Raw genomic sequence first — 24,841 nt, 5'->3', positions numbered from 1 at the left:
CGCAGCCACGGTGCCCCCTATCTGCCGAATGGCGCGTGCAGCCGTGACCCCGTGCCCATCGCCGGGGTCCCATGCCCTATAGTCCCCAAGGAAAATCTCTCCTCGCATGAGCGATCACCGCCTCCGCAAGCAACGCCGCCTCGAACGCCTGCAGCGCTTCCTCGACTGGGCCGGCCGCACCCATTCCGACTTCGTCGCCAGGCAACAGCACCAGGAACTCTGGTTCAAGCCCTATTCGGGTTATCCCCTGCCGCACCTGGGGCGGATCGCCAAGGCCTTCTGGCTGGGTCTGGACGAAGCCGCCGCGGTGGCTGCAGGCAGCGCGCCCGATCCCGACAGCCTGCTGGGCCAGGCGCTGCTCAATGCCGGCAAGACCTTCGGCTATCCGGTGGATGTCTTCGGCAGTGAAAAGCTCTTTACCGGCGGCGCGGCAAGCGAACTGCTCGAACCCCACTGGGCGCTCAATCTGGCTGACAGCGCTTGCGCCGAAGCCTTCGCCGCCGCGGTCGGCGAGCGCCTGGGTGACGCTGTGCGCGAGCGTCTGGGCCTCCTGGCGGTGCCCTTCGCCGAGATGGCCGACGAGGATCGCCAGCGGGTGCTGGAGCGGGTGCCCCAGGCGCTGATCCGTCTGGACGACTTCCTGCCGCGGGCGGTGGAGGTGCTCAACGAGACGCGCCACGAACTGAGATTCAACGTGGTCCTGACCCACGACGACATTCGCCTGGAGATCCCCCGGCGGCTGGCGGCCAACCAGGGCCGCCTGCTCGGCGCTGCCGATGTCGCCGCGCTCAGGGCCGAAGCCGAGAGGGACCTGCGCGAGCGTTTCGCCGTGCTGGTGGGCGAAGCCGACGCCCTGGACTTCGACCTGCACCAGCTGGGCACGCCGCGTCTGCAGGAGCTGATGCGCCTGGAAGCCGACAAGCTGCGCCGCGCCCTGCGCCATGCGGTGGCCCAGCAGCGCGAGAAGATGGCCTTCGCCGTGCTGCTGGAAAACAACCCGCGCTTCGGCCAGTACCACCAGAACTATCCGGCCCGGCGGCTGACCCGCACCTGGACCGCCCTGCTCGGCCCCACCAACAGCGGCAAGACCCACAGATCCATCGAGGCCATGGCGGCGGTGACCCATGCCATCTACCTCTCGCCGCTGCGGCTGATGGCCCTGGAAAACCAGGAGCGCCTGGAATCCCTCGGCGTACCCTGCTCGCTGGTCACCGGCGAGGAGGAGATCATCCGTCCGGGCGCCACCCACTTCTGCTGCACCGTCGAGGAATTCGCCCGCTTCCGCCGCCAGCAGTGGGAGGTGGTGGTGGTCGACGAGGTGCAGATGCTGGCCGATCCGCAGCGCGGCTGGGCCTGGGTCGATGCCCTGGTCAGTGCCCACACCAAACGCCTGCTGATGACCGGTCCGGCGCTGATCGAACCTTCGCTGCGCACCCTCAGCGCCCTCTGCGAGGACCGTCTGGAGATCAAGCCCACCAAGCGCCTGTCACCGGTCACGGTGGCGCGCCACGCCACCACCCTGGAACGCCTGGAACCGGGTTCGCTGCTGGTGGCCTTCAGCCGGCGGGTGGTGCTGGAACTCAAGGGACTGCTGGAGATGGCCGGCCGCCGGGTCTCGGTGGTCTACGGCGCCCTCTCGCCGGAAGTGCGCCGGGAGCAGGCACGCCGCTTCCGCGAAGGCGAGACCGAGATCATGGTCGCCACCGATGCGGTGGGCATGGGCCTCAACCTGCCGGCCCACACCCTGTGCTTCTACACCGACGAGAAATTTGACGGGGTGGAGAATCGTCCACTGCGGGTGCAGGAGGTCAAGCAGATCGGCGGGCGCGCCGGGCGCTTCGGTCACCATGCCGAAGGCGAGATCACCGCGCTGGAACCCCATGTGCTGCGCAACATCAAGCGGCTGTTCCACAGTCCGGACGATCCGGTTGACCTGCACCAGTTCCAGGTGCGGCCGAGTCTGGAGCACCTGCGCGCGCTGTCCGAGTTCATGGAAGAGCCCAGCCTGCTGCGCACCTGGCTGACCTTCAATCGCAACATCAACTATGGCGACGCCTTCGTCTCGGTACTGCCCGACGAGCTGGCCGAGTGGATCAAGCTGATCGACCTGCCCGGCATCGATTTCCAGCTGCGCTGGATCTTCGCCTGCACGCCGATCCGCGGCGGCCTGGAAGGCCCGGCCAGCGGCCAGGCCCAGCGCTGGCTGCGCAGCGTCGCCCGTGGCGAGCCGGTGGACCTGCCGCGCATCCCCATGGGCACCGATCTCGCCGGGCTGGAAAGCGCCCTGCACGTGGTGGAGACCTATCTGCACCTGTCGCGCAGCCTGCCCGAGCTGTTTCCGGCGCTGGAACGCGGCCAGGACCATCGCGACCTGCTCAACGACGCCATCACCCGGGAGTTGTCGCGCCGGCGGCGGCCACGCGGCCAGGAAAAGGGTCAGGGCAAAGGCAAGGGCGAGCGCCGCCAGGGACGGGGCGAGCGGCGCAGTGGGCGCTTCGGGCGTTAGGCGGCGCGGAAAGCCACCGGGGGTCACGCTACCAATCGCGGCCATGGCGGTCCGCCTGCCACAGGTACCATGGTAACCGTAGGAGCGGCCCATGGCCGCGATCAACCGCGTAGGGTGGATAACGGCGAAGCCTTATCCACCCCTCGAAGCATCCTGCCCGTGGATCACGCTGCCGATCGCGGCCATGGGCCGCTCCTACGTGAAACGGATATTCCTATAGGAGTGGCCGCGATAAAGACAGTCGCTCCTACCGGGACGTCCCTAGCGGCACCCGCGCCTTGAAGCTCCAGGTAAAGAAGAACTCCGACACCTGCTCACCGCTTTCGTCGGTGCCTACGCTTCGCAGCTCGACCTGCTGCGGCTCGCCGGTCTCCCGGGCGCGCACCAGCGCTGCGGCGATGGCCGCGCCCTGGTCGCAGCGAAAGACGAGGGTGCCCACGGCCTTCTTGCTGAAGGTCGCGCTCATGGCCACCACCAGCATGGCGTAGCGGCTGCCGGAACGGCGAATGTGCCGGTCGGCGAGGATGCCGGTGGAAAATTCCGCCGCCATGCCCTCCACCGCCCAGAACATGCTCTTGAAGGGATTCTGGTTCAGCCAGCCATGGGTGACCTGCATCTGGCAGCCGGCATCGTCCAGGTGCCGCAGGCGCAGGCCGGCGATCTTGGCGATGGGCACCTTGGTCCAGACGAAGAGATTGAACAGCAGTCGATTCATGGCGAGCGCATCCGGCAGCCTGGCCGGAGCGCCAGGTGTCCGCAGCTTAGCGCTTCGTCCCGGGCTGCTCCACGACTGGCGGACGCGGCCCGGCAGACAGTTCGCGACCCCCGGGTCGCGTGGCCGGGGCGCCTCGTCGAGGAGGCGCCCGCGGGCCTTACAGCGGATTGGCGTTGAGCTGCTCGGTGTAGCGCCGCGTCATGAAGATCGCGAACAGCAGGCCGGCCACCGCCAGGCTGCCACCCACCAGGCCGATGTAGGGCATGCCGACATGGGTCCCCACCACGCTGCCGAGCAGGGCGCCGCCGCCGATGCCGACGTTGTAGATGCCGGAGAACAGCGCCATGGCGACGTCGGTAGCGTCCTTGGCCAGCGCCAGCACCTTGGATTGCAGCGCCAGGCCGAAACTCATGATGGCGATGCCCCAGACCACGCTCAGCCCTTCCAGCATGAAGCTCTTCCAGGCGAAGGGCAGCAGCAACAGCAGCGACAGGGCGATGCCGGCGATGGCCGCGACCAGGAAGCCATTGGGGAATCTCAGGCTGTAGCGGCTGAACAGCAGCGAACCTATGACGCCGGAACCGCCGAACAGCAGCAGCAAGGCGGTGATCTGCATGCCGCCCATGCCCGCCACTTCCACGGCGAAGGGCTCGATGTAGCTGTAGCCGGTGAAGTGGGCGGTCACCACCAGGGTGGTGAGCAGGTAGATGCACAGCAGCGCCGGGCGCTTGAACAGCACCGGCAGGCTGGCCAGGGAACCGGAGTTCTCGCTGGGCAGCAGCGGCAGGTTGCGCGCCAGCCACAGGACCGTACCCACCGCCAACGCCGCGATGGCGACGAAGGTGTAGCGCCAGCCCAGCAACTCGCCCAGTACCCGACCCAGTGGAATGCCCAGCACCATGGCCAGGCAGGTGCCGGTGGCCAGCAGGCCGAGCGCCTGGGTCTGCTTGCCGGCCGGGGCGATGCGCACCGCCAGCGAGGCGGTGATCGACCAGAACACCGCATGGGCAAAGGCGATGCCGATGCGGCTGGCCACCAGCACCTCGAAGCTCCAGGCCACCCCGGAGAGGCCGTGGCAGGCGATGAAAACGACGAAGACGAACATCAGCAGGCGGCGCCGCTCGATGGAGCGGGTGGCGAGCATCATCGGCAGCGACATCAGGGCGACCACCCAGGCATAGATGGTCAGCATCAACCCGACCTGCGAGGGACGCATGTCGAAACTGCGGCCGATGTCGCTGAGCAGCGCCACCGGGACGAATTCCGTGGTGTTGAAGATGAAGGCGGCCAGGGCCAGGGCGATGACACCGGACCAGCTGGATTTCCGGGCTTCGGTGGTAGCATCCATGGGGGGTCTTCTACTCCAGAGCGAAAGGGTGGACAGCGACTTCCAGGCGGAAAGCCGACGACGAAAACCCACGAGCAAAGGCTTGGCCCGCCTGCGACGCCTGTTCGCGAGCGAGAAGTCTGCTGTAGGTAGGGATTGGAATTGGATGTGGTAAAAATTCTACGCTGTCGATTCGGACCCTCACAACCACCCGCAGTTGCGCCCGGCTGCCGCAATTGGCGGTCCAGAGTACCCAACTGGCTGATCGGCGGCGCTTTTTCGCCTGGTAACCGGCCTGGCAGCTGCCCGTCGCTGCGACAAAACATCGCGAAACCTTTTGCCCGGCTCAAGCTGTTGGCGAAAGGCAGCGGGTCATTGACCTTGCCCCAGGGGCAAGCTCTAGCCTCGCGTCATCAGCCCAGGCAGGAGCTTTGAACATGCGTATTACCCTTACCTCCACCCTGCTCGCCCTCACCTTGCTGGCGGGCGGCGTCGCCCAGGCCGCCGAGACCCAGCACCCGGCCCACCAGGACATGCAGAAGAGCATGGAGACCATGCACCAGGGCATGGAAGAAGGGCTCAAGGCCAAGGACCCGGACCTGGCCTTCGCCAAGGGCATGCTGGCCCACCACGAGGGCGCCGTGGACATGGCCCGCTACCAGCTCCAGTACGGCAAGGACCCGGAGATGCGCAAGCTGGCCGAAGACATCATCCAGGCCCAGCAGAAGGAAATCGACCAGCTCAACCGCTGGATCAAGGCCCACGCCAAGTGATGGTGCGCCGCGTCTGGGACTGGCACAGTGAGCTGCCAGTCCCGACACGGAGACCACCATGCTGATCGACCATCTGGATCATCTGGTCCTGACCACCACGGACCTCGTCGCCTGCGAGGATTTCTACACCCGGGTGCTGGGTATGCGCCTGGAGACATTCGGCGCGGGGCGCAAGGCGCTGCGCTATGGCGACCAGAAGATCAATCTGCACGAGCGGGGGCACGAATTCGAACCCAAGGCCCACCTGCCGGTGCCGGGCGCCCTCGACCTCTGCTTCATCGCCCGTGAGCCGCTGGAGCGAGTGATCGCCCATCTGCGGCACGAAGGCTGGCCGATCATCGAAGGCCCGGTGGCGCGCACCGGCGCCACCGGACCGATTCGCTCGGTCTATGTACGCGATCCCGACCTCAACCTGATCGAGATCGCCGAATACCCGACCTAGGCGCTGCGCGAAAGGTCGCCGAGCGAAGGTCAGGCGAGGCGAAAAGAAGCCTGAGGAAGCGGACCGGGCTCGCGACCGAGTTTACGAATGGTAAACGAGCATTCCGAAGGCTTTTTCAACGACGCATCACCGAGTGCAGGCACTTTTCGTACAGCGCCTAGCGCGGCCGGCCAAACACCTGGGTCCAGTAGAGGCTGTGGGTGCTGCGCGGATTCAGGGCATAGGCCGCGCCCATTTCGGTGAATTCCGGATTCATCAGATTGGCGCAGTGGCCCGGACTCGCCAGCCAGCCCTGCATCGCCTGGGTGACCGAACCGGCGCCAGCGGCGATGTTCTCGCCGATGCGGGTCCAGCCGTAACCCTGCCTGGCTACCCGCTCGGCCACGGTGCCGCCACCGGGGGCGGTGTGGGAGAAGTAGTCGCGCCCGGCCATGTCCTGGCTGTGGGCCAGGGCGGCATTGGCCAGCGCCGGATTCCAGCGCAACGGCGTGGTCGCGGCGAAGCGGCGGGTGCCGCAGGTGCGCGCCTGGGCCCGGGCGCGATTGACCTCGGCGAGCACCGCCTTGCCGGCGGTCTGCCAGTCGCCCAGGCCGGCGCTCACCACCGGCCGCGCCAGCACCAGTTGCCAGCGCGGTCCCTGCTGACTCACCCCGATCTGCGCATAGTCACTGCTGGCCAGCGGTCGGCAATACTGCTGGCGCAGCCCGGCCATGGCCGCCTTGGCAGTCGGCGCGCCTGCCAGCATGATCACCTGCACCGCGGACGCCTGATAACCCGCGGCGCGCAGATCGCTCTGCAGCCGATCACGACCGGTCAGGCGCACCGCCGCCAGGCGACCGTCGGCGGCGAGGGGCGCCGCGGCGCGGGTGCCGGGGCAGCCCTGGGGCGCGGCGCGATAGGCGTTGATCAGGCTGACCAGCCGCGCCTCCTCGGGCGTCGCGGCCAGGGCGGCCTGGGCCAGCAGGCTGGTAGTCAGCAACAGGGAAAAGACAGATAGACGAGGCATGCGCGAGCGGATCCGGAAAACAGGGAAGCGCTATGTACCCGGCCTGAACCCGAGGCGCAAGCCAGCCGCCTGGCCAACCGAGGAACGGATGGCAGTTTGCTTGCAGGGGTGATTGGGGTAGGCTCGCCGGCTCATTCAACAGGAGTCTCTCCCATGGCCAAAGCCTCTGCCCGCCACATCCTGGTTTCCGACGAAGCCAAGTGCAACGAACTCAAAGCCGCCATCGAAGGGGGCGCCGACTTCGCCCAGGTGGCCAAGGACAATTCCAGCTGCCCCTCCAGCCGCCAGGGCGGCGACCTGGGCACCTTCCGCCCGGGCCAGATGGTCAAGGAATTCGACACCGTGGTGTTCAGCGCGCCGCTGCACCAGGTCCAGGGTCCGGTAAAGACCCAGTTCGGCTATCACCTGGTGGAAGTCACCAGCCGCGAGGATTGATCGCGCCGGTGCTCCCGCTGAAGGCGGGAGTACCCTCCCCGCCCTGCCTCCAAACGACTATCCTGCAGACTTCCTGCCTCCCGAGGATAGCGCCATGCCCCTGCCCCTCGAACGTCACGGCCAGTGCCTGTGCGGTGCTGTTCAGCTGGATTGTCGCCTCGACACCCTCGCCGTTTCGGCCTGCCATTGCCGGACCTGTCGCCGCTGGGGCGGCGGCCCGCTGCTGGCGGTGGAATGCGCCCAGCCGCCGGTGATCGGTGGCGGCGACGCCCTGACCGTCCATGCCTCGTCCGCCTGGGCCGAGCGCGGCTTCTGTCGCCACTGCGGCACCCACCTGTTCTACCGCCTCAAGGCCGAACCGCACTACGCCATCCCGGTCGGCCTGCTCGAAGGCGCGGACTGGTTGCTGGACAGCGAAATCTTCATCGAGGAACAGCCGGCCTGGTACTGCTTCACGCACTCGCGCCGCCAGCTGACCGGGACCGAAGCCTTGGCCGAGCACGACAACCGGGACTCGCGGCCCGGGTTCGCCCCCGGGCGCCAGCCATGACCGCTGGTCGGCTGACCCCGGGCGCCTCCGGGCAAGGCGCTTAGCGCGCCATGGCTCGTGCCAGAGCCCCCTTCCCTTTCCCACCCCTGAGCCATCTTGCCCGCGTGCCTGCGGCCTGGGCGCACACCCCTATCAAGCCGCCGCCAAACGCGCCGATGCCTGGGTGAGCTCCCTTTCCCAGCCTGCCAGACAAGAGGAACAATCATGGGGTTTCTGCAACGCTTCGGCGCGCGTGCCCGCCAGGGCGGTAGCGGCGTGTTCAGCCTGACCTGCTCCGCTCGCGAATTAGGCGACCGCCTCGGCGGCGTCGCCCTCAAGCCCACCTACATCGCCGGCTTCGTCTCGCCGCACCTGGACCTGGACGCCATCGCCCGGCAACTGGCCGGACGCTTCCCCGCGGCGTCCATCAGCCTGTGCACCACCTCCGGCGAACTCTGTGGCAGCGAGCAGCGCCTGTATTGCGCCGCCGACGGCGCCTGGGACCGGCTGGTGCTGCAATTCTTCGACGCCTCGGTCATCGCCTCGGCCGAGGTGGTGCACGTCCCGCTGGACAGCGAAGACATCCGCCGCGGCGGACCGCGGCGCAGCATGAAGGAACGCCTTGCCCGCCTGACCGAGTCGCTCAAGCGCCTGCAGGTGCGCACGCCCATCGATCACCGCGATACCCTGGCCTTCGTGCTGTTCGACGGCCTGTCCGCCTCGGAATCCTTCTTCATGGAGGCACTGTACGAGTCCGGCCGCTTCCCCTGCCTGTTCGTCGGCGGCTCCGCCGGCGGCAAGGGCGACTTCCGTCAGACGCTGCTGCACGATGGCCGCCAGGCCTATGAAAACCATGCCCAGCTGGTCTTTCTGAAGATGGCCAGGAACACCCGCTTCGGGGTGTTCAAGAGCCAGAATTTCAGCGCCACGCCGCTCAGCCTCAGTGTCCTCACCGCCTCCCTGGAAGAGCGCTACATCAGCCAGGTGGTCGACAGCCGCGGCCAGATCAAGAGCATGGTGGCGGCCCTCTGCGAGGCCCTGAGCTGCCGCGCCGAACAGCTGGAGCAGCGCCTGGCGGATTATTCCTTCGCCATCCGCGTGGGCGAGGAGCTGTTCGTCCGCTCCATCGCCCGCATCGACTACGCGCGCGAGCGCATCCATCTGTTCTGCGACGTGGCGCCCGGCGAAGAGCTGGTGATGGTTAAGCGCACCTCGCTGGTGGACACCACCCGCCAGGACTTCGCGCGCTTCCTGCAGGGCAAGAGCGGCACCCCGCTGGTGGGCGTGCTCAACGACTGCATCCTGCGCCGCGCCAACAACGGCGCCGAGCTGCCGCGCATGGGCGAGGTGTTCGGCCAGACGCCGGTGGTGGGCTTCTCCACCTTTGGCGAGATCCTTGGCCTGAATCTCAACCAGACGCTCACCGCGGTGTTCTTTTTCCGCACCCCCGAAGGCGCGCCCTTCCGCGACGACTACGTCGACAACTTCGCCGCCCACTATGGCGAGTTCAAGGCCTTCTTCCTGCGTCGACAGATCAAGAAGCTGGCCGGCCTGAGCCAGGTGGTGGTCAATCAGATCAACGAATTTAAGCGGCAGAACTTCACCGGCGTGGTGGATGCTCAGGGCCTCGACGACTCCATCCAGGCGGTGTTCGGCGGACTCGCCGATCTGGGTCAGGTCCTGCGCCAGGCCCACCAGAGTCGCCAGGAGATCGGCGAACAGCTGCGGCACTACTCGGGCGAATTGCACAGCAGCATGGACGATCTGGCGGGCAACATCCTGCAGCAGGGCGAGGTCACCCGCCAGGCCGACAGCACCGTGCAGCACCTCACCGAACAGGCCGAGGACGTGGTGCGCAGCGCCAACGAACTGAGCCAGTCGAGTCTGCGCATCCAGTCCATCGTCCAGGTGATCCAGCAGATCGCCGGCCAGACCAACCTGCTGGCGCTCAACGCGGCCATCGAGGCGGCGCGCGCTGGCGAGAGCGGTCGCGGCTTCGCAGTGGTGGCCGACGAGGTGCGCAACCTGGCGGCCATCACTCACAAGAACGCCGCCGAGATCGGCGCCGACATCGACCAGCTGTCCCGCGCCATCAGCGAGGTCGGTGCCCATATCGCCGGCCAGGCCGAGGACGTGGGCTCGCTGCAGGAGCTCCTCGCCGTCCTGCGCGAATCCGGTCGGCTCACCGCCCAGACCTCCCATCGCACCAAGGACATCGCCGATACCCTCACCGGCCTTACCGCCGCCACGTCGTCCTAGGCCGCAAGGACTTACCGTTCGTCGGCACTGACCGGCAAGTCGCACCCGCCGCCCCCGTAGCTGCCCCTCACCAGGGGCAGATACCGGTGGGCGTCGGATCACCTTCCGAGTGACCGCAGGGTCACGGCCAGCGCCGTGGCTTGCACCCCCATTTTGCCCCTGCCAGCGACCCATGAGTCAGCAATAGACGCCCCAAACCCACTCACGGCCGCGTCTACGACTTTTGTAGTTACTATACGAAAGCACTACAAAACCCGATTGACGACGGCCTGATCTCCTGCAAATCTCTAGCTGCACCGGACGCGAACCCCCTATCCATGCGGGTCGCGCCTGGGCTCCGGGTGACCCTCGGGCCGTCTTGCGTAGTGATGCTCAAGAGGCACTACAAAAGAAGACGACTGAAATGCCGCGCTGCTCGAGGCAGCGTCGCCAGAGGTGACGTCCGGATCCATGCAGGTACGTACGGCGACATGACTCGACAGCTGGGCTGACCTTTCGCCTTCGCGACCGGCATCCGGATGGCAACCGCCATCCCGCTGCCGGACGTTGGGAAAAGACTGGTACCCAAGCCAACCTCATCGAGAAGGATCGACTCATGTCCGCTTACGAGAACGACGTTCAGGCCATCGCCGCCCTCAAGAACAGCACCGGCAATCACTGGAGCGCCATCAATCCGGAATACGCCGCCCGGATGCGCCTGCAGAATCGCTTCAAGACCGGTCTCGACATCGCCCGCCACTGCGCGGCCATCATGCGCCGGGACATGGCCGCCTACGACGCCGACAGCAGCGCCTACACCCAGTCGCTGGGCTGCTGGCACGGTTTCATCGGGCAGCAGAAGCTGATCGCCATCAAGAAGCACCTGGGCAGCACGAAAGGTCGCTACCTCTACCTGTCGGGCTGGATGATCGCCGCGCTGCGTTCGGAATTCGGCCCGCTGCCCGATCAGTCCATGCACGAGAAGACCAGCGTGCCGGCGCTGATCGAAGAGCTCTACACCTTCCTGCGCCAGGCCGACGCCCGCGAGCTGGCCATGCTGTTCCGCGACCTGGACGCCGCCCGCGCCGCCGACGAGAACGCCAAGGCCGCCGCCATCCAGGCGAAGATCGACAACTACGAGACCCACGTGGTGCCGATCATCGCCGACATCGACGCCGGCTTTGGCAACGCCGAGGCCACCTACCTGCTGGCCAAGAAGATGATCGAAGCCGGCGCCTGCTGCATCCAGCTGGAAAACCAGGTCTCCGACGAGAAGCAGTGCGGCCACCAGGACGGCAAGGTCACGGTGCCCCACGAGGACTTCCTGGCCAAGATCAACGCGGTGCGCTACGCCTTTCTGGAGCTGGGCGTGGACGAGGGCGTCATCGTCGCCCGTACCGATTCCCTGGGCGCCGGCCTGACCAAGCAGATCGCCGTGAGCAAGCAGCCGGGCGACCTGGGCGACCAGTACAACGGCTTCCTCGACTGCGATGAGGTGGATGCCAGCCAGCTGAGCAACGGCGAGGTGCTGATCAGCCGCGACGGCAAGCTGCTGCGGCCCAAGCGTCTGGCCAGCGGCCTGTTCCAGTTCCGTGCCGGCAGCGGCGTGGACCGGGTGGTGCTGGACTGCATCACCTCGCTGCAGAACGGCGCCGACCTGCTGTGGATCGAGACCGAGAAGCCCCACGTCGGCCAGATCAAGGCCATGGTCGACCGCATCCGCGAAGTCGTGCCCAACGCCAAGCTGGTCTACAACAACAGCCCCTCCTTCAACTGGACCCTGAGTTTCCGTCAGCAGGTATTCGACGCCCTGCAGGCCGAAGGCAAGGACGTGTCCGCCTACGACCGCGCCAAGCTGATGAGCGTGGACTACGACGACACCGAACTGGGGCGTCTAGCCGATGCGCGGATCCAGAGCTTCCAGCGCGATGCGGCGCGGGAAGCGGGCATCTTCCACCACCTGATCACCCTGCCCACCTACCACACCGCGGCCCTGTCCACCGACAACCTGGCCAAGGGCTACTTCGCCGAGGAAGGCATGCTGGCCTACGTCAAGGGCGTGCAGCGCCAGGAGATCCGCCAGGGCATCGCCTGCGTCAAGCACCAGAACATGGCCGGCTCGGACATGGGCGACGACCACAAGGAATACTTTGCCGGGGAGGCCGCGCTCAAGGCGGCGGGCAAGGACAACACCATGAACCAGTTCCATTGATCACGGCCACTGCGGAGGACACGCTCATGAACCTGAACGACAACCCCAGCCTGGACGATCTCAAGCAACTGTTCGGCCGGCTCAAGGACAAGAACCACACCCACATCCTCTGGGTCTGCGAGAGCGGCGCGGTGCACGTCGACCGCCTGCCCGGCGGCGAGACGCCCGAGCAGTTCGAGGAGCGCCATCCCAGCCTGCGCATCCGCTTCAAGACCTACAACAAGGGCGGCGGCTACGTCGGCAAGTCGGCCGCGGCGGACGACAACTTCATCAGGAGCGTCCACGCCGCCCTGCAGGAGCACTGGCGCCTGGCCGGTCGGCAGCAACAGCCGGCCTATGTGGATCGCTACTGCTAGCCATGGAAAAAGGGCGCGCCGGGTGATTGACCACCCGGCGCGCCCTGCCCCACCTATGAGGTGACTCGCCTGGTCCTGCATGGCCCTGCAGGGCCATGCGAGTCACCTCTTCTCTTCATAGAACGAACAGATCGACGAAGCGATGCACCGGAGTGGCTTCCAGTCCCGCCTGGTCCTTGCACAGCTCGAAGATCTGGGCGCAGCGAGCGGCCGGGAAGCGCGTCGCCAGGTTGCTCTGGAATTTGCGCTCCAGCAGCGGAATGCCCTCCTCGCGGCGACGGCGATGACCGATGGGATATTCCACGGCGATCTTCTCGGTGCTGCTGCCGTCGGTGAAGAACACCTGCAGGGCGTTGGCGATGGAACGCTTGTCGGCTTCCAGGTACTCGCGGCTGTAGCGCTCGTCCTCGACGATCTCCATCTTCTCGCGCAGCTGGTCGATGCGCGGATGGGCCTGATGGAAGGCATCCTCGTAATGCTCGGCGACCAGGTCGCCGAACAGCAGCGGTATGGCGATCATGTACTGCAGGCAGTGGTCGCGGTCGGCGGCATTGGCCATGGGGCCCTGCTTGGAGATGATACGGATGGCCGATTCGTGGGTGGTCACCACGATCTTCTCGATCTGATCGACGCGATCGCGCACCTGGGGATGCAGGATCACTGCGGCTTCGGCGGCGGTCTGGGCATGGAATTCCGCCGGGAAGCTGATCTTGAACAGCACGTGTTCCATCACGTAGCTGCCAAAGGCCTGGGGAAAGCTGAACTGGCGCTGGTCGGCCGGCTTGGTGGCCAGGTCCTTGTTGGTGTGGCTGAAGAGCACGTCGTAGAAGCCCCACTGGGGTGCGCTGAGCACGCCGGGAATGCCCATCTCGCCGCGCAGGGCGATGTCGGCCAGGCGCACGCCGCGGCTGGAGGCGTCACCGGCGGCCCAGGACTTGCGGCTGCCGGCATTGGGCGCATGGCGATAGGTGCGCAGCGCCTGGCCATCGACGAAGGCGTGGGACAGCGCCGCCAGCAGTTGCTCGCGGTTGGCGCCCATCAGCTTGGCGCTGACCGCGGTGGAAGCCAGCTTGACCAGGAAGACGTGGTCGAGACCGACACGGTTGAAGGAGTTTTCCAAGGCGAAGACGCCCTGGATCTCGTGGGCCATGACCATGGCTTCCAGCACCTGGCGCATGGTCAGGGGCGCTTCGCCCTGGGCCACGCGGCGCTGGGAGAGGTGGTCGGCCACCGCCAGGATGGCACCGAGGTTGTCGGAAGGATGGCCCCATTCGGCGGCCAGCCAGGTGTCGTTGTAGTCCAGCCAGCGAATGATGCAGCCGATGTCCCAGGCCGCCTTGACCGGGTCCAGGCGATAGCTGGTGCCCGGCACCCGCGCGCCCTGGGGCACCACGGTGCCCTCCACCTGCGGGCCGAGCAGCTTGGTGCACTCGGGGAAGCGCAGGGACAGCAGGCCGCAGCCGAGGGTGTCCATCAGGCAGTTGCGGGCGGTGTCCAGGGCCTCGCGGGAGGTGACCTGGTAGGTCAGCACGTAATCGGCCAGGTCCTGGATGACCTGGTCGTAATCGGGTCGGTTGTTGAGATCGACGTTGGCGCTCATGAATTTTCCTTATATCGCGTCTATCGCGGCCATGGACCGCTCGTACAGGGGATTGGCAGCCGTAGGCGCTCCCGCAGGAGCGGCCCATGGCCGCGATCAGAGATATTCAGCGATTGGCGATGGGCGTGAAGGCCCGCTGCTCGACACCGATGTAGTCCGCGCTGGGGCGGATGATGCGGTTGTCGGCGCGCTGCTCGAAGACGTGGGCGCACCAGCCGGCCGTGCGCGAGCAGACGAAGATCGGCGTGAACAGCGGCGTCGGGATACCGAGGAAGTGATAGGCCGAGGCATGGTAGAAGTCGGCGTTGGGGAACAGCCCCTTCTCTTCCTTCATGGTGCGGTCGATGGCCTCCGAGACCGGGAACAGCACGCTGTCGCCCACCTCCGCCGCCAGTTGCCGGGCGTAGTCCTTGATCACCTCGTTGCGCGGATCGCTGTCGCGGTAGATGGCGTGGCCGAAGCCCATCACCTTTTCCTTGCGTTCGAGCATCTGCTTGAGGCCGGTGACCGCTTCCTCGGGCGAGGCGAAGCGCTCGATCAGCGCCATGGCTGCCTCGTTGGCGCCGCCATGCAGTGGGCCGCGCAGGGAGCCGATGGCGCCGGTGACGCAGGAATAGAGGTCGGACAGCGTCGAGGCGCAGACCCGGGCGGTAAAGGTGGAGGCGTTGAATTCGTGCTCGGCATAGAGGATCAGCGAGACGTTCATCACCCGGGCATGCAGATCGCTGGGTGCCTTGCCGTGCAGCAGGGTGAGGAAGTGGCTGGCGATGTCCGGGGCGTCACTGCTGCAGTCGATACGAGTGCCGCGCTGACTGAAGTGATACCAGTAGAGCAGGATCGCCGGAAAGGCGCCGAGCAGGCGATCGGCCACCTGCTGCTGGTCGGCGAAGCTGTGCTCCGGCTCCAGGGTGCCGAGCAAGGAGGCGCCGGTGCGCATCACATCCATGGGGTGGGCACCGGCGGGAATGCGCTCCAGGCCTTCCTTGAGCGGCTGCGGCAGGTCGCGCAACGCCGCCAGGCGCTGGCGATAGGCGTCCAGTTGCGCCTGAGTGGGCAATTCGCCATAGAGCAACAGGTGGGCGACTTCCTCGAAGTCGGCTCCTGCCGCCAGTTCACGGATGTCATAGCCCCGGTAGGTGAGGCCGGCGCCGGTCTTGCCGACGGTGCAAAGCGCGGTGCGGCCGGCGACCTGGCCACGCAGGCCGGCGCCGCCGAGGGTTTTGCTGTCTGCCATCGTCTCGCTCCTCTTGGAGTTGTTGTGCGAAAAAGCGGGCGTTCAAAGCTTTCTTTACGATCTCGCGAGCTAGCGACAAACAAGGCGGAAGTGGCTGAGGAAGCGGATCGGACTCGCGCTCGAGTTTACGAGTGGTAAATGAGCATTCCGACCGGGCTGGCGACCCAGGCCACTTCCAACGCAGTTTGGCCGACGCGCAGCAGATCGTTAGGATTTCTGCTGCTGGAACAGGCGATCCAACTGGTCCTCATACCTGTGATAGTCGATGCGGTCATAGAGCTCGGCGCGGGTCTGCATGGTGTCGACCACTGCCTGCTGGCTGCCGTCGCGGCGGATCGCCGTATAGACGTTCTCGGCGGCGCGATTGGCCGCGCGGAAGGCCGACAGCGGATAGAGCACCAGGCTCACGTCGGCGCCGGCCAGTTGCTCGGTGGTGAACAGCGGCGTAGCACCGAACTCTGTGATGTTGGCCAGGATCGGCACCTCTACCGCCTGGGCGAACTGGCGGTACATGGGCAGCTCGGTGATGGCCTCGGGAAAGATCATGTCGGCGCCGGCCTCGACGCATGCGCAGGCGCGGTCGATGGCGGCCTGCAGGCCCTCCACCGCCAGGGCGTCGGTGCGCGCCATGATGACGAAGTCGGGATCGGTGCGGGCATCCACCGCCGCCTTGATGCGATCGACCATCTCCTGCTGGCTGACGATTTCCTTGCCCGGCCGATGGCCGCAACGCTTGGCGCCCACCTGATCCTCGATGTGCATGGCCGCCGCGCCGGCCTTGATCAGGGCGCGGGTGGTGCGCGCCACGTTGAAGGCCGAGGCACCGAAGCCGGTGTCGACATCCACCAGCAATGGCAGGTCGCAGACATCGGTGATGCGGCGGACGTCGATCAGCACGTCTTCCAGGCCGCTGATGCCTAGGTCCGGCAGCCCCAGGGAGCCGGCCGCGACGCCGCCGCCGGACAGGTAGACGGCCTGGAAGCCGGCGCGCCTGGCCAGCAGCGCATGATTGGCGTTGAGGGTGCCGACCACCTGCAGCGGGCGTTCGGCGGCGACGGCGGCGCGGAATTTCTGGCCGGGACTGACGGCAGGCATGGCGTTACCTCGACTGATCTTGGACTAGGGGATGGTGCTGCAGATTGTGCTTGGAGGCGGCGATGTGGCGGCGCATCAGCAGCTCGGCCAGTTCGCCATCGCCCTCGGCCAGGGCATCGAGGATGCGATGGTGCTCGGCGAAGGCCTGGCGCGGTCGATTGGGAGTGGCGGAGACCTTGAGCCGATACATGCGCACCAGATGATAGAGCTCGCCGCAGAGCAGCCGCACCAGCATGCCGTTGCCGCTGGCCTGGATGATGCGGTAGTGGAAGTCGTGGTCGCCTTCCTGCAGGTAGTAGCCGGTGCCGGCCTGGAACGCCGGGTCGCGCTCGTGGGTGTCCAGCAACTGGCGCAATTCGTCGATGCCCTGGGGCGTGAGGCGTTCGGCCGCCAGGCGGCAGGCCATGCCTTCGAGGGATTCGCGGATTTCGTAGAGTTCGACCAGTTCGGCCAGGCTCAGGGCGGCGACCCGGGCGCCGGCATGGGGCACCCGCACCACCAGGCGCTGGCCTTCCAGCCGGTGGATGGCTTCGCGCAGCGGTCCGCGGCTGATGCCATAGGTGCGGGCCAGCTCCGGCTCGGAAATCTTGCTACCCGGCGCCACGTCGCCACGGACGATGGCCTCGCGGATCCGCCGGAACACCTGCTCGGAGAGGGTCCCGCTGTCGGTCTCGGGCGCTTCGGCCGGGAGGGGGCTATCGATCATTGTCGACACCTTTTGTGTTTATGGGCTGAATAACTACGCCTTAACGCCTTATCAGTCAATATTTGTCGACAATCCGGCTGTGACAGCCTGTATCTCGCTCCGCCAGAGGCGGTTCGCTACACTAGCGCGCCGTCCCTCCCAGCCGATTTCGCCATGCCCCTCTGCCACCTGCATCCCTTGCCCTACCACGCCGATCCCACGGTGCGTTTCACCCTGCTGCAGGGCGAACCCGGCGCGGTGCTGCTGGATTCAGGGCGGCCGCTTGCCGAGCGGGGTCGCTACGACCTCATGGCGGCCTGGCCGCTGCAGGTGCTGCAGCCCGCTGCCGGTGAAACGGGCCAGGCCTTCTTCACGCGGACGCGCGCGGCCCTGGCCAGCCTGGGTCGCGCCGACCTGCCGGCTGGTGCGGACCTGCCCTTCGCCGGTGGCCTGCTGGGCTATCTCGGCTATGACTTCGGCCGGCGCCTGGAGCGCCTGCCCGCGGGCGCCCGCGCCGACCTGGCACTACCCGATGCGCACCTGGGCCTCCATGCCTGGGCGCTGGTCAGTGATCACCAGGCCCGCACCAGCCAACTGGTCTGCCATCCGGCGCTGGACGCCGGGGAACGCCAGCGACTGATCGCCCTGTTCGACACCGGGGCGGCGCCCAGGGCCGAGGGCTTCCGGCTGACCGCCCCCTTCGCCGCCGAGATCGACCAGCCCACCTATCGCCAGCGCATCGAGGCCATCCAGGCCTATATCGCCGCCGGCGACTGCTATCAGGTCAACTTCGCCCAGCGCTTTCGCGCGCCCTTCCAGGGTTCGCCCTGGACCGCCTACCAGGCCCTGCGCGCGGCCTGCCCGACGCCCTTCTCCGGCTATCTGGCACTGGAGCGCGGCGCCCTGCTCAGCCATTCGCCAGAGCGTTTCCTGCGGGTGAGCCGTGGCCAGGTGGAAACCCGCCCGATCAAGGGTACTCGCCCGCGCCGCGCCGACCCGGCCGCCGATGCCGGCGAAGCCCGCGCGCTGCTGGCCAGCCCCAAGGATCGCGCCGAGAACCTGATGATCGTCGACCTGCTGCGCAACGACCTGGGGCGCAGTTGCCGCATCGGCTCGGTGCGGGTGCCCGAGTTGTTCGCCCTGGAGAGCTATCCCAACGTCCATCACCTGGTCAGCGCCGTCACCGGCGAATTGGCCACGGACCTGGACGCCCTCGACCTCCTGGCCGGCAGCTTTCCCGGTGGCTCCATCACCGGCGCGCCGAAGATCCGCGCCATGCAGATCATCGACGAGCTGGAGGAAACCCGCCGCGGCCCCTACTGCGGCTCGCTGCTCTATCTGGACGTGCGCGGCGAGAGCGACAGCTCCATCCTGATCCGCAGCCTGCTGGCCGAAGACGGCATGCTTAGCTGCTGGGGCGGCGGCGGCATCGTCATGGATTCCCACTGGGCCGACGAATACGCCGAATCCCTGGCCAAGGTGCGGGTGCTGCTGGAGACGCTGGAGACCCACAGCTGATCCGGCTTTGCTACCATGGCGGCATCCCTTCCCCGGCTGGAGCCCGCCATGTCTCTCGATCTCGCCCGCATCAACGCCGACCTCGGCCGCGATCCCGAAAAGCTCGTCGCCTGGGCCCTGGGCCTGGGTAAGAGCGCCATCGTCACCACCAACTTCCGCCCCTTCGAGGCGGTGATCCTGCACCTGGTCAGCCAGGTCAAGCCGGATATCCCGGTGGTCTGGATGGATAGCGGCTACAACACCCCCGCCACCTACCGCTGCGCCGACGAGATCGTGCGCAAGCTCGATCTCAACCTGGTGACCTACCTGCCCAGGCGCTCCCGCGCCCATCGCGAGGCCATCGACGGCCCGGTGCCGGGGCTGGACGATCCGCGCCACACCGCCTTCACCGAAGAGGTCAAGCTGGAACCCTTCGCCCGCGCCCTGCGCGAGACGGCGCCTGAAGTCTGGTTCACCGCCCTGCGCGCCACCGACACCGCGGTACGCGCCCAGATGGACCCGGTCAGCGTCAATCCGGACGGCCTGATCAAGGTCGCGCCGCTGCTGCACTGGACCTCCAAGGACCTCTACCAGTACCTCACCGCCCACGACCTGCCCAACGAATTCGACTACTTCGACCCCACCAAGGGTGACGAAAACCGCGAGTGCGGCCTGCACCTCGCCCACTGAGTCGATACCTCCCGCGCGCTCGGTTCCGGGCGCGCGCTCTGCTCCTGCTGAACCATCGCCCATGACTGCTTCCCGCCCTATCCACTCCCGCAAGGGCGTCTTTGCCGTGGTGCTCGGCAACGCCGTGGAGTTTTTCGACTTCGGCGTCTACGCCACCTTCGCCGTGCTGATCGGCCAGGTGTTCTTTCCTTCGCAGAATGCCTTCGCCAGCCTGATGGCCAGCGTCATCACCTTTGGCGTCGGCTTCGTCGTCCGGCCGCTGGGCGCCATTCTCATCGGCGCCTGGGCCGACCGCGTCGGGCGCAAGCCGGCGATGCTGCTGACCATGGTGCTGATGGCCCTGGGCACCGGTGGCATCGCCGTGCTGCCGGGCTACGAGCAGATCGGCATCGCCGCCCCCATCCTGCTGGTGCTGACGCGGCTGTTGCAGGGCCTGGCCTGGGGTGGCGAGGCCGGCCCGGCCACCACCTACATCCTGGAGGCGGCGCCGCTGCACAAGAGAGGCACCTACGCCTGCTGGCAGGTCGTGGCCCAGGGGCTGGCCGCGGTAGCGGCCGGGCTGATCGGCTATGGCCTGACCCTCTGGCTGACGCCGGAGCAACTGCTGGCCTGGGGCTGGCGCCTGCCCTTCCTGCTGGGCCTGGCGATCCTGCCCATCGGCCTCTATATCCGCCGGGGCCTGGTGGATACCCACGTCGGCGAAAGCCGGGGCGCCGGCGCGGTGCTGGGCGAGGTGCTGGCCACCCAGCGGCGGCCACTGCTGCTGGGGCTGCTGATCCTCTCCGGCAGCACCATCACCCAGTACTTCCTCAACTACATGACCACCTTCGCCCTGGTGGAACTGAAGCTGCCGACCGGGACCGCCATGCTCGCCACCCTGGTGATGGGCGCGGCCATGGCGGTCTGCTCGATCCTGGGCGGGGTGCTCAGCGATCGCTATGGCCGGCGCATCGTACTGATCCTGCCGCGACTGCTGTTGCTGGTGCTGCTCTATCCGGCGCTGCAGCTCATCACCCAGGCACCCGGGCCGGGCACCTTCCTGCTGACCCTGGCGGTGCTCTCCGGCCTGCACGGCATGAGTGGCGCCGCCCTGATCGTGCTGCTGGTGGAAAGCTTTCCGCAGCGGGTGCGGGCGACCGGCTTCTCGCTGGTCTATGCGCTGGGGGTGGCGGCCTTCGGCGGCACCGCCCAGATCGTGGTGACCTGGCTGATCGGCGCCACCGGCGACCGTATGGCGCCGGCCGCCTACCTGCTGGTGGCCAACCTGGTGTGTCTCGGCGCCGCCTGGTTCGCCGCCGAGACCTGTCCGGGGCGTCAGCCGGCGGAACGCTCCGCGGCATAACCCTCTTCCCGCCGATTCTTGCGCTCCAGGCGGGCGTAGACGAGGCCGGTGAGCAAGAGGCCAAACAGCAGCACCGCGGCCAGCAGATAGAGCCCCGAGGCCAGGGTGCCGGTGGCCGCCTTGAGCGCGCCGATACCATAGGGGCCGAGATAACCGCCGAGATTGCCCACCGAGTTGATCAGGGCGATACCGGCGGCGGCGCTGGCCCCGGCGAAGAAGCGCCCCGGCAGGGTCCAGAACAGCGCGGTGAGGGAAAACAGACAGAAGGCCACCACCGACAGCGCCGCCAGTTGCAGCACGGCAGTGCCGAACCAGGCGCTGCCGGCCATGGCCAGGGCACCCACCCCATAGAGCACGGCCAGGTGGCCATAGCGATCGCCCAGGCGATCGGAACTGCGCGGCACGATGAGCAGGCCGAGAATGCCGAAGGCGTAGGGAATGGCGGAAATGAAGCCCGTGGTGAGATCGCTGCCGCCGAACTGGTGGATCAGCGTCGGCAGCCACAGCCCCAGGCCATAGATGCTCAGGGTCACCGGCAGATAATAGAGCGCCAAGAGCAGCACGCGGCGATCCTTGAGCGCATGCAGGGGATTGCCATGGCGGGTCTGGTCGAAGAGGTGCAGGTCCTTTTCCAGCTCCGTTGCCAGCCAGCGCTTTTCATCGACGTCCAGCCAGGCGACCTGTTGCGGACCATCCGGCAACCGGGTCAGAGTCGGCCAGGCCAGCAGCACCGCCGGCGCGCCGATGCAGAGGAACAGCCACTGCCAGCCGTGCAGACCGAGTGCGCCATCCAGTTGCAGGAGCATGCCCGACAGCGGTCCCGTCACCAGCATGGCGATGGGCTGGGAGAGGATGAACAGCCCCATAATCTTGCCGCGATGGCGTACCGGGAACCACTGGGTGAGGTAGTAGAGCACGCCGGGAAAGAAGCCGGCCTCGGCTGCACCCAGCAGGAAGCGCATGACATAGAAGCTGTTCGGTCCCTGGACGAAGGCCATGCCCATGGTGATCGCCCCCCAGGTCACCAGGATGCGGGCGAACCAGCGGCGCGCACCGAAGCGCTCCAGCAGCAGGTTGCTGGGCACCTCGCAGAGGAAATAACCGATGAAGAACAGTCCGGCACCGAGGCCATAGGCGGCATCGCCGATGCCGATGTCGGCGCCCATGTGCAGCTTGGCAAAGCCCACGGCAGAGCGGTCGATGTAGGCGACCAGATAGAGCAATACGAGAAAGGGGACCAGCTTGAGCGTGATCCGACGGATGAGGGCGGATTCAGGGTGCATGGCGTTCTCCGACTTGTTGTTGTTGTGCGGTTGAAGCGCAGATCGCTCAAAATTCTAACGTACTATCATTGAATCGTTAAATACCCTGATCAGGCCATTAATCGGCTCTTAAGGTTATTTTGATAATACTAAAATATTGTTACGAAGTGGGAGATCTTACCTCTTGATTTCCGCTGATCCCCGTTACAGAGCCGCTTGGCCCGCGATAACATCGGTTATCGCGCTGATGGTGTTATAGTGATGGCACGACGACTTCGGATGCCTTTCGATGAATTACAAGACACCGCTGCCGCGCAAAAGCAGACACGCTCGCATCGTTCATGAGCTCGGCACCCAGATCGTGTCCGGGCACTTCCTGCCAGAACAGCGCCTGCCCCCCGAGGCGCAGCTGTGCGAAGAGTACGAAGTGAGCCGCCCCGTCCTGCGTGAGGCCACCCGGGTGCTCGTGGCCAAGGGTCTGGTCAGGTCCAAGCCCAAGGTCGGAACCGTAGTCAAACCACGCAACGAGTGGCATCTGCTCGATCCGGACGTGCTCCATTGGCTGCTGGAGAGCGATTCGCGGCACAGCTTCTACGAGACCCTGGTCAAGGTGCGCAACATCATCGAGCCGGAGGTCGCTGCCATGGCGGCTGCCAACGCCCAGCCCGAAGACGTCAAGGCCATCGAGGACGCCTACCAGCGGATGGAGCAGGCGGCGGACATCGCCAACATGGCCGAGCCGGACATGGCCTTCCATCTGTCCATCGCCACGGCCACCCACAACGAATTGCTGACTCACCTCTACAGCATCATGCTGCTGCCGGTGCGGGACTATCTGGAACGCTCCTCGGCGCTGTTCGCCGCCGGAGACAGCCTCAACCTGCTGGTCTCCCGGCACAAGGCGATCCTCACCGCGATCCAGCACCGTGATCCGCTGACCGCCCGCCACGCCGCCATCGCCCAGTTGGCCGGTGTCGATGACATGGTCGCCGAAGCCTTCCGGCCGCAGCCCTTGTCTGAAGGTGAAATTTCGTATGATCATTGAGGGCAAGAACCCACTCGCGGTATGCCCTCATGTCCAGCAGCTACCATGCCTCTACCGTAGAACAACTCGGCCAGCGACTCGCGGCCGGGCAATTTCCACCCGGTAGCGCCCTCAAGGTAGAGGCGGATCTCTGCCAGGAACTGGGTGTCAGTCGCACCATCCTGCGCGAAGCGATCAAGACCCTGGCGGCCAAGGGCATGCTGGAAGTCGGCCCCAAGGTCGGTACCCGGGTCCTGCCGCTCAGTCGCTGGAATCTGTTCGATACCCAGGTGGTGGGCTGGCTGGCCACGGGCGGTCTGCCCGCCCATTTCGTCAAGGACCTGCTGGATCTGCGTCACGCCATCGAGCCGGCAGCAGTGCGCTGGGCCTGTGAAAGGGCCACCCCCGAGCAGGTCCAGGCGATCCAGGTCGCCTACCAGCACCTGGAAGCGTCGCTCGATGGCGGCGATTACAACACCGCCGACCAGCGCTTCCACGAATGCGTCCTGGCGGCCAGCCACAATCAGTTCATCGAGCAGATGGTACCCGCCCTGGGCGCGCTGCTGGCAGCCTCCTTCACCCTGTCGTCGGCCGATCCCGACGAATTGCGGCGTACCCTCCCCCTGCACAAGACCCTGGCCGACGGCATCGCCTCGCGCGATGCGGCGCGTGCCGTCTGGGCCTGCATGATGCTGATCGACAGCGCGGCGGTGACCCTGGCGCGCTATACCGACTGACGTCGTGCCTGGCGCAACCTGCGCAGCCTTTCGGGTTCCCATGCCTAAGCTTTTCGTCCTGCCACAACAAGAGAGGTGAACGATGGACTGGCAGCCGCTGCTTCCCCAGCGCTTCAAACTGGCCGAGGGCCCCTTCTGGGACCAGGAGACCCAGGCGCTCTACTGGGTAGACATCGCCGGCTTCAAGGCCTGCCGCCTGCGCGGCGAGCAGTATCAGGAATGGCAGCTGGATCGTCCCTGCTCCGCCTTCGTGCCCACGGTCCGCGGCGATGCCCTGGTGACCCTGCCGAACGGCGTCTTCCGCCTGGATCTCGATTCCCCGCCAGAGCGTCCCGCGCTGGAACTCTTCTGCGTCGCCGATCCCGATCCGGGCAATCGCGGCAACGAGGCCCGCTGTGACGCCCAGGGGCGTCTGTGGCTGGGCACCATGCAGAACAACCTCGATGCCCAGGGCCGCGACGTGGCCATCGACCGACACTCGGGCGGCCTGTTCCGCATCGATCCCGACGGCAGCGTCAGCCGGCACGCCAGCGACCTCGGTATCGCCAACACCCTGGTATGGAGCGCGGCGGACAACCACGTCATCAGCGCCGACACCCTCAAGGACACCCTCTATCGCTATCCGCTGGATGCCAGCGGCAACCTGGGTGCACCCACCGTCTGGGCCGGTCCCCACGAGCGCGGCTCGCCGGACGGCTCGGCCATCGACAGCGAAGGCTGCGTATGGAACGCGCGCTGGGACGGCAACTGCCTGCTGCGTTTCTCGCCGGAGGGCGAGCTGCTGGAGATCGTCGAGCTGCCAGTGCAGCGGCCCACCAGCTGCGTCTTTGGCGGAGCGGATCTGCGCACCCTCTACGTCACCAGCGCCGCCGCCGACGGTACCCTCGACGGCGCCCTGCTCAAGGCGACCGCGCCGGTCGCCGGCATGCCCTGCCACAGGTTCGCCGGCTGATTCATCCTACCGACCCAGGCGCCCTTCCGCGGCGCCTTTCCGCTTCGGGCCCTATGTAACAGCTTGGTGACAGAGGTGACGAAAAATCTCGTCACCTTTTTCTTGCGCCCGCATCCATCCAATCATAATATCAATGCAGAGCGGCGTCGTCTGACCTCCACGACGGCAGCCCGCCGCCTCGCAT

Annotated in this window: 22 protein-coding genes; 14 read left to right on the top strand and 8 right to left on the bottom strand. The window is 66.7% G+C overall.

Annotated elements, in window-relative coordinates; genetic code table 11:
- Window positions 1-106: 106 nt before the first annotated feature.
- Window positions 107-2,506, top strand: a complete 2,400-nt coding sequence (locus OMP44_RS01475) for a DEAD/DEAH box helicase (RefSeq protein WP_280306091.1) — start codon at window positions 107-109, stop codon at window positions 2,504-2,506.
- A gap of 247 nt (window positions 2,507-2,753) precedes the next feature.
- Here the strand turns inward: OMP44_RS01475 and OMP44_RS01470 are convergent, their stop codons facing one another.
- Both OMP44_RS01470 and OMP44_RS01465 read right to left on the bottom strand, forming a co-directional pair.
- On the bottom strand, window positions 2,754-3,221 hold the full coding sequence (locus tag OMP44_RS01470) for a DUF4442 domain-containing protein (protein ID WP_187979981.1): 468 nt from the start codon (window positions 3,219-3,221) through the stop codon (window positions 2,754-2,756).
- A gap of 157 nt (window positions 3,222-3,378) precedes the next feature.
- Window positions 3,379-4,569, bottom strand: a complete 1,191-nt coding sequence (locus OMP44_RS01465; protein ID WP_280306090.1) for a sugar transporter — start codon at window positions 4,567-4,569, stop codon at window positions 3,379-3,381.
- Window positions 4,570-4,985: 416 nt separating this feature from the next.
- Between OMP44_RS01465 and copM the strand changes: the two genes are divergently transcribed.
- Both copM and OMP44_RS01455 read left to right on the top strand, forming a co-directional pair.
- On the top strand, window positions 4,986-5,321 hold the full coding sequence (gene copM / locus OMP44_RS01460; protein ID WP_280306089.1) for a CopM family metallochaperone: 336 nt from the start codon (window positions 4,986-4,988) through the stop codon (window positions 5,319-5,321).
- A 61-nt stretch (window positions 5,322-5,382) separates the two neighbouring features.
- Window positions 5,383-5,763, top strand: a complete 381-nt coding sequence (locus tag OMP44_RS01455) for a VOC family protein (protein ID WP_280306750.1) — start codon at window positions 5,383-5,385, stop codon at window positions 5,761-5,763.
- A gap of 157 nt (window positions 5,764-5,920) precedes the next feature.
- Here OMP44_RS01455 and OMP44_RS01450 read toward each other — a convergent pair whose 3' ends face one another.
- The gene (locus tag OMP44_RS01450; RefSeq protein WP_280306087.1) at window positions 5,921-6,769 is read right to left on the bottom strand and encodes a CAP domain-containing protein; all 849 of its coding nucleotides are present in this window, start codon (window positions 6,767-6,769) and stop codon (window positions 5,921-5,923) included.
- A 153-nt stretch (window positions 6,770-6,922) separates the two neighbouring features.
- Between OMP44_RS01450 and OMP44_RS01445 the strand changes: the two genes are divergently transcribed.
- The 5 genes from OMP44_RS01445 (at window position 6,923) to OMP44_RS01425 (ending at window position 12,539) form a co-directional block, all read left to right on the top strand.
- Window positions 6,923-7,204: a peptidylprolyl isomerase gene (locus OMP44_RS01445; protein WP_133862742.1), complete on the top strand. Its 282-nt coding sequence runs from the start codon at window positions 6,923-6,925 to the stop codon at window positions 7,202-7,204.
- A 94-nt stretch (window positions 7,205-7,298) separates the two neighbouring features.
- Window positions 7,299-7,754 carry a GFA family protein gene (locus OMP44_RS01440; protein WP_280306084.1) on the top strand — a complete coding sequence of 152 codons (456 nt, stop codon included), beginning with the start codon at window positions 7,299-7,301 and terminating at the stop codon, window positions 7,752-7,754.
- A 204-nt stretch (window positions 7,755-7,958) separates the two neighbouring features.
- Window positions 7,959-9,992, top strand: a complete 2,034-nt coding sequence (locus OMP44_RS01435) for a methyl-accepting chemotaxis protein (protein WP_133862740.1) — start codon at window positions 7,959-7,961, stop codon at window positions 9,990-9,992.
- Between the two features lie 595 nt (window positions 9,993-10,587).
- A complete protein-coding gene (locus OMP44_RS01430; protein ID WP_280306081.1) occupies window positions 10,588-12,183 on the top strand; it encodes an isocitrate lyase in 1,596 nt (531 codons plus the stop codon).
- A 26-nt stretch (window positions 12,184-12,209) separates the two neighbouring features.
- A complete protein-coding gene (locus OMP44_RS01425) occupies window positions 12,210-12,539 on the top strand; it encodes a hypothetical protein (protein ID WP_187979988.1) in 330 nt (109 codons plus the stop codon).
- 115 nt (window positions 12,540-12,654) lie between these two features.
- Here the strand turns inward: OMP44_RS01425 and prpD are convergent, their stop codons facing one another.
- The 4 genes from prpD to OMP44_RS01405 form a co-directional block, all read right to left on the bottom strand.
- Window positions 12,655-14,139, bottom strand: coding sequence for a 2-methylcitrate dehydratase (prpD, locus tag OMP44_RS01420; protein WP_280306079.1), 1,485 nt, complete (start codon window positions 14,137-14,139; stop codon window positions 12,655-12,657).
- 106 nt (window positions 14,140-14,245) lie between these two features.
- Window positions 14,246-15,373, bottom strand: a complete 1,128-nt coding sequence (gene prpC, locus OMP44_RS01415) for a bifunctional 2-methylcitrate synthase/citrate synthase (RefSeq protein ID WP_280306077.1) — start codon at window positions 15,371-15,373, stop codon at window positions 14,246-14,248.
- Between the two features lie 207 nt (window positions 15,374-15,580).
- Window positions 15,581-16,468: a methylisocitrate lyase gene (gene prpB, locus OMP44_RS01410; protein WP_273861395.1), complete on the bottom strand. Its 888-nt coding sequence runs from the start codon at window positions 16,466-16,468 to the stop codon at window positions 15,581-15,583.
- Between the two features lie 4 nt (window positions 16,469-16,472).
- The gene (locus OMP44_RS01405; protein ID WP_280306074.1) at window positions 16,473-17,174 is read right to left on the bottom strand and encodes a GntR family transcriptional regulator; all 702 of its coding nucleotides are present in this window, start codon (window positions 17,172-17,174) and stop codon (window positions 16,473-16,475) included.
- A gap of 153 nt (window positions 17,175-17,327) precedes the next feature.
- Here OMP44_RS01405 and pabB point away from each other — a divergent pair, with 153 nt between their 5' ends.
- From pabB to OMP44_RS01390, 3 genes are all read left to right on the top strand, one after another.
- On the top strand, window positions 17,328-18,671 hold the full coding sequence (gene pabB, locus OMP44_RS01400) for an aminodeoxychorismate synthase component I (protein ID WP_273861393.1): 1,344 nt from the start codon (window positions 17,328-17,330) through the stop codon (window positions 18,669-18,671).
- Between the two features lie 48 nt (window positions 18,672-18,719).
- Window positions 18,720-19,340, top strand: a complete 621-nt coding sequence (locus OMP44_RS01395) for a phosphoadenosine phosphosulfate reductase domain-containing protein (protein ID WP_263259486.1) — start codon at window positions 18,720-18,722, stop codon at window positions 19,338-19,340.
- Between the two features lie 61 nt (window positions 19,341-19,401).
- On the top strand, window positions 19,402-20,682 hold the full coding sequence (locus OMP44_RS01390) for an MFS transporter (protein ID WP_263259485.1): 1,281 nt from the start codon (window positions 19,402-19,404) through the stop codon (window positions 20,680-20,682).
- On the opposite strand, the gene OMP44_RS01385 is transcribed toward OMP44_RS01390, so the two are convergent.
- A complete protein-coding gene (locus OMP44_RS01385; RefSeq protein WP_273861390.1) occupies window positions 20,655-21,965 on the bottom strand; it encodes an MFS transporter in 1,311 nt (436 codons plus the stop codon). The two genes, OMP44_RS01390 and OMP44_RS01385, sit on opposite strands and share 28 nt — an antisense overlap.
- 268 nt (window positions 21,966-22,233) lie before the next feature.
- Between OMP44_RS01385 and OMP44_RS01380 the strand changes: the two genes are divergently transcribed.
- From OMP44_RS01380 to OMP44_RS01370, 3 genes are all read left to right on the top strand, one after another.
- Window positions 22,234-22,989, top strand: coding sequence for a FadR/GntR family transcriptional regulator (locus OMP44_RS01380; RefSeq protein ID WP_133862729.1), 756 nt, complete (start codon window positions 22,234-22,236; stop codon window positions 22,987-22,989).
- A 29-nt stretch (window positions 22,990-23,018) separates the two neighbouring features.
- Window positions 23,019-23,705, top strand: a complete 687-nt coding sequence (locus OMP44_RS01375) for a FadR/GntR family transcriptional regulator (protein WP_133862728.1) — start codon at window positions 23,019-23,021, stop codon at window positions 23,703-23,705.
- Window positions 23,706-23,787: 82 nt separating this feature from the next.
- The gene (locus OMP44_RS01370) at window positions 23,788-24,657 is read left to right on the top strand and encodes an SMP-30/gluconolactonase/LRE family protein (RefSeq protein WP_280306070.1); all 870 of its coding nucleotides are present in this window, start codon (window positions 23,788-23,790) and stop codon (window positions 24,655-24,657) included.
- Window positions 24,658-24,841: the final 184 nt, after the last annotated feature.

Source organism: Pseudomonas flavocrustae (assembly GCF_029872515.1).
Classification (GTDB): Bacteria; Pseudomonadota; Gammaproteobacteria; order Pseudomonadales; family Pseudomonadaceae; genus Chryseomonas; species Chryseomonas aestiva.
This window is presented reverse-complemented; position numbering and strand designations above follow the sequence as displayed.